The 5,585-nt window shown below is 71.0% G+C and carries 5 protein-coding genes; 1 reads left to right on the plus strand and 4 read right to left on the minus strand.

All coding sequences use genetic code 11. From position 1 onward, the window contains the following. On the plus strand, positions 1-204 hold a 204-nt coding region (locus AAHZ94_RS27540; protein ID WP_349996162.1), incomplete at its 5' end, for a hypothetical protein. Between the two features lie 211 nt (positions 205-415). Here the strand turns inward: AAHZ94_RS27540 and AAHZ94_RS27545 are convergent. The 4 genes from AAHZ94_RS27545 to AAHZ94_RS27560 all read right to left on the minus strand — a co-directional run. After that, entirely contained in the window at positions 416-1,033 is a 618-nt protein-coding gene (locus tag AAHZ94_RS27545; RefSeq protein WP_349996164.1) for a hypothetical protein, read from the minus strand. Between the two features lie 195 nt (positions 1,034-1,228). Further along, a complete protein-coding gene (gene ahcY / locus AAHZ94_RS27550; protein ID WP_349996165.1) occupies positions 1,229-2,689 on the minus strand; it encodes an adenosylhomocysteinase in 1,461 nt (486 codons plus the stop codon). A gap of 816 nt (positions 2,690-3,505) precedes the next feature. Next, complete coding sequence (locus AAHZ94_RS27555) at positions 3,506-4,450, minus strand: cation diffusion facilitator family transporter (protein WP_349996166.1); 945 nt, start codon at positions 4,448-4,450, stop codon at positions 3,506-3,508. 283 nt (positions 4,451-4,733) lie between these two features. Beyond that, positions 4,734-5,585 (minus strand): cupin domain-containing protein (locus tag AAHZ94_RS27560; protein WP_502964801.1); only part of this gene is annotated, 852 nt, incomplete at its 5' end.

Below are 5,585 nucleotides of genomic sequence, written 5' to 3' on the forward strand. Positions count from 1 at the left end.
CGGGCGCTTCCCTTCGGTGTTTCCAACCTTACCAGATCCTTTTCCCTACCGTTTCCGGTCGGAATTTCGTTTCCGGTGGCCGTTGGAAGGCCTTTTGTCTTTCGACTCTTCGAGTTTATCAGATTCGCTTTGGCCGATCGAATCGGCGCTTTCGCTTCACTTCAGAATCCGAAGATGCTTCTGCGGGAATTTAATTCGCGCTAGAAGTCGGTGAGATCTTAACGATCATTCGCGGGCTTGTCTAGCTCGCGGCAACCGTTCAAATCTACCTCCCGCTAGGGGCCGTGTCAACGGTCCTGGCGGGTGAACAGAAGGTTAGCAGGCTCCTGGGCGTTGACGCACATCGAGGCGTGGGGCGGCCGTGGCAGATGAGAGATCTGTTGGGCCAGGTGCCGCTGGGTCAGGGGTGCGGGAGTTAGAGGGGGAACGTCGACGGTGGGGTGTCGAGGTCTTCGAGCTCGATGCCGGGGGCCGAGAGCACGACGTCGCCGGCGAGGTGGACGGTCTGTACTTCGCCGGTGTCCGCGTCGCTGACCTGGTACGTCTCCACGGTCAGGGGGCCGTTGTCAGTGGCGTGTGCTTCGCTCTTGAGCGGTGCCCAGGACTGGTCGAGGGTCCGGGGTGCCAACACGGGGGCGGTGAGGGCGACGAGCCTGAGGCGGGTGGGCCCGGTGCCCGGGGTGAGTCGGAGGAGCCGCGCGGCGGCGACGAGGAAGGCGGGGGACGTGCCGGTGAAGGTGTGGGCGGCGACGTTGCCTTCGGTGGCGTGCGCGCCGGAGGCGTCGGTGCGCACCCAGGTGACGCCGTCGAGGGCGGCGCCGCGGACGCGCCAGTCCGCGGTCTGGAGCTCCAGGCGCAGCGGGCGGCCGAGTGCGTCGATGGTGAGGTCGACGGAGCCGGTGCGTTCGCCGGACGGGGAGCTGAGCTGGGAGACGTAGCGCCAGCCGGCGTGGCCGGGGGCGCAGTGGAACTGTTCTACGCCCAGGGGGGTGTGATCGTGCGGGTCATGGAGTGCATAGCGACCGCGGGGCATGGTGGGGTCCTTGACGAGTGAGGGCCGGCCCGGCCGGAGACGACCGGGGCAGGCCCCTATGCCCCACGCGGGGGCCTCTTGCTCAACTACTGCGGGCTGATTGCCGGCCGGGTCCGGCCGGGGCGGTGCGGATGACGGGCCCCCGTGGGTGCCGGTCCACTCGCCCCGCCCCGGGTCCGGGCGTCGGCTGGTGGATCAGTAGCGGTAGTGGTCGGGCTTGTACGGTCCCTCGACCGGCACGCCGATGTAGGCGGCCTGCTCCGGGCGGAGCGTGGTCAGCTTGACGCCGAGGGCGTCGAGGTGGAGCCGGGCGACCTTCTCGTCGAGGTGCTTGGGCAGCACGTAGACGTCGGTCGGGTACGACTCGGGCTTCGTGAAGAGCTCGATCTGCGCGATCGTCTGGTTCGCGAAGGAGTTGGACATGACGAACGAGGGGTGACCGGTGGCGTTGCCCAGGTTCAGCAGGCGGCCTTCGGAGAGGACGATGATCTTCTTGCCCTCGGCGAAGGTCCAGGTGTGGACCTGCGGCTTGACCTCGTCCTTGACGATGCCGGGGATGGCGGCGAGGCCGGCCATGTCGATCTCGTTGTCGAAGTGGCCGATGTTCCCGACGATGGCCTGGTGCTTCATCTTGGCCATGTCGCTGGCCATGATGATGTCCTTGTTGCCCGTGGTGGTGATGAAGATGTCCGCCGTCTCCACCACGTCGTCCAGCGTGGCCACCTGGTAGCCGTCCATCGCCGCCTGGAGGGCGCAGATCGGGTCGACCTCGGTGACGATCACGCGGGCGCCCTGGCCGCGGAGCGACTCCGCGCAGCCCTTGCCCACGTCGCCGTAGCCGCAGACGACCGCGACCTTGCCGCCGATGAGGACGTCGGTGGCGCGGTTGATGCCGTCGACGAGCGAGTGGCGGCAGCCGTACTTGTTGTCGAACTTCGACTTGGTGACGGCGTCGTTGACGTTGATCGCCGGGAAGAGGAGGGAGCCGGCCTGCTGCATCTCGTACAGCCGGTGCACGCCGGTGGTGGTCTCCTCGGTCACGCCGCGGATCTCGGACGCGAGCTGCGTCCACTTCTGCGGGCTCTCGGCCAGGGTGCGGTTGAGGACCTGGAGGATGACGCGGTGCTCGTCGCTCTCGGCAGTGGAGACGTCGGGGGCCGCGCCGGCCTTCTCGTACTCGACGCCCTTGTGGACCAGGAGGGTGGCGTCGCCGCCGTCGTCGAGGATCATGTTCGGGCCGCCGGTGGCGGTGCCGGGCCAGGTCAGCGCCTGCTCGGTGCACCACCAGTACTCTTCGAGCGTCTCGCCCTTCCAGGCGTAGACGGGGACGCCCTGCGGGTTCTCCGGGGTGCCGTTCGGGCCGACGGCGATGGCCGCGGCGGCGTGGTCCTGGGTGGAGAAGATGTTGCAGGAGGCCCAGCGGACCTGGGCGCCGAGGGCCACCAGCGTCTCGATGAGCACGGCGGTCTGCACGGTCATGTGCAGCGAACCGGTGATACGGGCGCCGGCGAGCGGCTGGGCCTCCGCGTACTCCTTGCGGATCGACATCAGGCCCGGCATCTCGTGCTCGGCGAGGGTGATCTCCTTGCGGCCGAAGTCGGCCAGGGAGAGGTCAGCGACCTTGAAGTCCTGACCGTTCGTGTCGGCAGTCGACATGAATGCTGCTCCTCACGGTGGGAACGGGGAGGTGATGGGCTGTGCATGCGGCAGCGGACAGAGCTGTCCCCTGGTCGCAGCGCAGTCCGTCGGAGGCCCTCTCTCCCTCGGCCGGACCGCGCAGCGGGCCGACCGACCGCCATCAGCAGCGACGTCTGGCTGCTTCGAATCTACACCGACCGCCCCGGCGAACCCCAGCCCCCCAGGTGGGCGTACGGCGGGAGCGGTGGCTCTCGGCCGCACCGTGGCGGATTCCCGGGGGCGGGGTGTGGGACGTGGGATGGCTGGGTGGGGCGGGGCGTGTTGCGCGGCTCGTCGCGGAGGGCCTGGCGGGGGTCGTTGGGGGACGGCGGGAGCGGGGCTCGGCTGGTGCGCGGATGTGGGGAGGGCCAGGTGGGGGGTGTCGTAGCTGGTCCGCCGGGCGCGGGGGCGGAGGGTGGCCGCGAGGTCGGTCGGCGCGGCGCGGCGTTGGTGGGCGGGGGTCGTGGCGCCCGTGCGGGGGCGGTGGTGACCGCAGGGGCCTGATGGGGCGGTGGGGTGCGGGGGTGGTGGATCGGATGGGGTGCCGGGGTGGGATCGGGGCTGAAAACGTTCTGCCCGGCGGCGGGATCGGGGGCTGGGGCGGCGGGAGCCGTACGCGTACAGCCGGGTGGAGTGTTGCCGCCCCGGTGGGATGAGGTGCCTCGGGTGGGACGGCCCGGCTTCGGTGGGGGTGTGGTGGCTCGGCCCCGATGAGGTGTGGGTGTGGCTCGGCCCACTCCCCCGACGTTTCGGTCGGGTGGGAGTGGGCCGGGAGGCGCGCCGTGGTGGGGGTGATCAGGCCGTGGGCGGCTTGGTGTGGGAGGCGGCCTCGGCGCTGTAGATGTCGGGCTCCAAGTAGATGACGCGGGCGATGGGGCAGGCCACGCGGATGCGGGCCTCGGCGGCGTCGATGGCCTGGGCCACCTCGGTGGCGGTGTCGTCGTGCCGGACCGCGATCTTGGCGGCGACCAGCAGTTCTTCCGGGCCCAGGTGGAGCGTGCGCATGTGGATCAGGTGGGTGACGGTCTCGCCGTCGACGACGGCCTCGCGGATCGCGGCCACCTGGTCGACGTCGGCCGCCTCGCCGAGCAGCAGCGACTTGGTCTCGGCCGCGAGCACGATCGCGATCAGGACGAGGAGCGCGCCGATGCACAGGGTGCCGATGCCGTCCCACACCCCGTCGCCGGTGGCGAGGGCGAGGCTGACGCCGCCGAGTGCGAGCACCAGGCCGACCAGCGCGCCGAGGTCTTCGAGGAGGACGACCGGCAGTTCGGGGGCCTTGGCTCGGCGTACGAACTGGGTCCAGCTCAGTGCGCCGCGTACCTCGTTGGACTCCTTGATCGCGGTGCGGAAGGAGAAGGACTCGGCGATGATCGCGAAGACCAGCACGCCGACCGGCCAGTACCAGTGCTCGATCTCGTGGGGGTGCCGGATCTTCTCGTACCCCTCGTACAGCGCGAAGACGCCGCCGATGGTGAAGAGGACGATGGAGACCAGGAAGCCGTAGATGTACCGCTCGCGGCCGTAGCCGAAGGGGTGTTCCGGGGTCGCCTCGCGCTTGGCCTTCTTGCCGCCGAGCAGCAGCAGGCCCTGGTTGCCCGAGTCGGCCAGCGAGTGCACGCCCTCGGCCAGCATGGACGAGGAGCCACTGAACGCGAACGCCACGAACTTGGCCACCGCGATGGCCAGGTTGGCGCCCAGTGCGGCGACGATCGCCTTGGTTCCGCCCGATGCACTCATGTGTGCCAGATGTCCCTTCCACCCGTGTTCGCCGGGCGCCTGACGGGGAGCCGGCGCTTTACGGCTGCTTTACGGCGGGTCATTGTTGCAGCCTCTGCGGGCGGGAGCGTGTCAGGGCGCGGCACGGGAGGCGGCGGGGTGGTGCTGCTGCCTCTTCTACCTCTGGTGTCTCTTTTGCTTCTGCTGGCTCTGTCGTCTCCGCCCGCACGACCGTCTCGGCCGTGCGGGGCGTCGTACGTCATGCGGCGCCGGGCGACGGTGGGGGCCGGCGCCGCATGGGGGGTCAGCCGGCGACGGTGGCGCGGTAGAGGGTGCCCGTGCCGGTGAGTTCGACGGACTCGGCAGCCGGTACGTAGGCGGATTCGCCCTGCTTCAGTTGGATTTCTTCGCTGGTTGCTTCGGCTGCTTCGGCCGTGGCGCGCAGCGTGACCGTGCCCGCGGTGCAGAGCAGGATCTGGGGTGCGCCGGCGGGCAGTCGGCGGGGCGTGGCGTCGGCCGGCAGGACGTACCGCGAGAGCCGGAACTCGTCGATCGGCGTCGCGTAGACCTCTTCGCCGTCCGCGTCCGCTTCGGGGCGCAGCACGCCGGGCGGGGCGCTCTCGAAGACGACGACGCGCAGCAGCTCCGGTACGTCGACGTGCTTGGGGGTCAGGCCGCAGCGCAGCACGTTGTCGGAGTTGGCCATGAGTTCGACGCCGAGGCCGCCGAGGTAGGCGTGCGGGACGCCGGCGCCGAGGTAGAGGGCCTCGCCGGGCTGGAGCGTGACGTGGTTGAGGAGCAGGGCCGCGAGCACGCCGGGGTCGCCGGGGAAGCTGCGGGCCATGGTCGCGCAGGCGGCGTACGCGCCGGCGTGCGGGCCCTGTTCGGCGGCGAGCCGGTCGGCGGCTGCGGCGGTCTCGGTGACGGTGGCGGCGATGGCCCCGCGTTCGGCGCTGAGCACGGCGGTCAGCACCTCGCGCAGCGCGTCGGTCTCCGGGCTGGCCCGCAGGAGGTCCACGTACGGCTTGAGCGAGTCGAGGGGGGGGGGGGGGGGCGGGGGGGGGGGCGGCGGGGGGGGGGGGGGGGCCGCCCCGGGCGGGGGCGGGGGGGGGGGGGGGGGGCGGGGGGGGGGGGGGGGGGGGGGGGGGGGGGGGGG

Source organism: Streptomyces sp. HSW2009 (assembly GCF_040240285.1).
Lineage (GTDB): Bacteria > Actinomycetota > Actinomycetes > Streptomycetales > Streptomycetaceae > Streptomyces.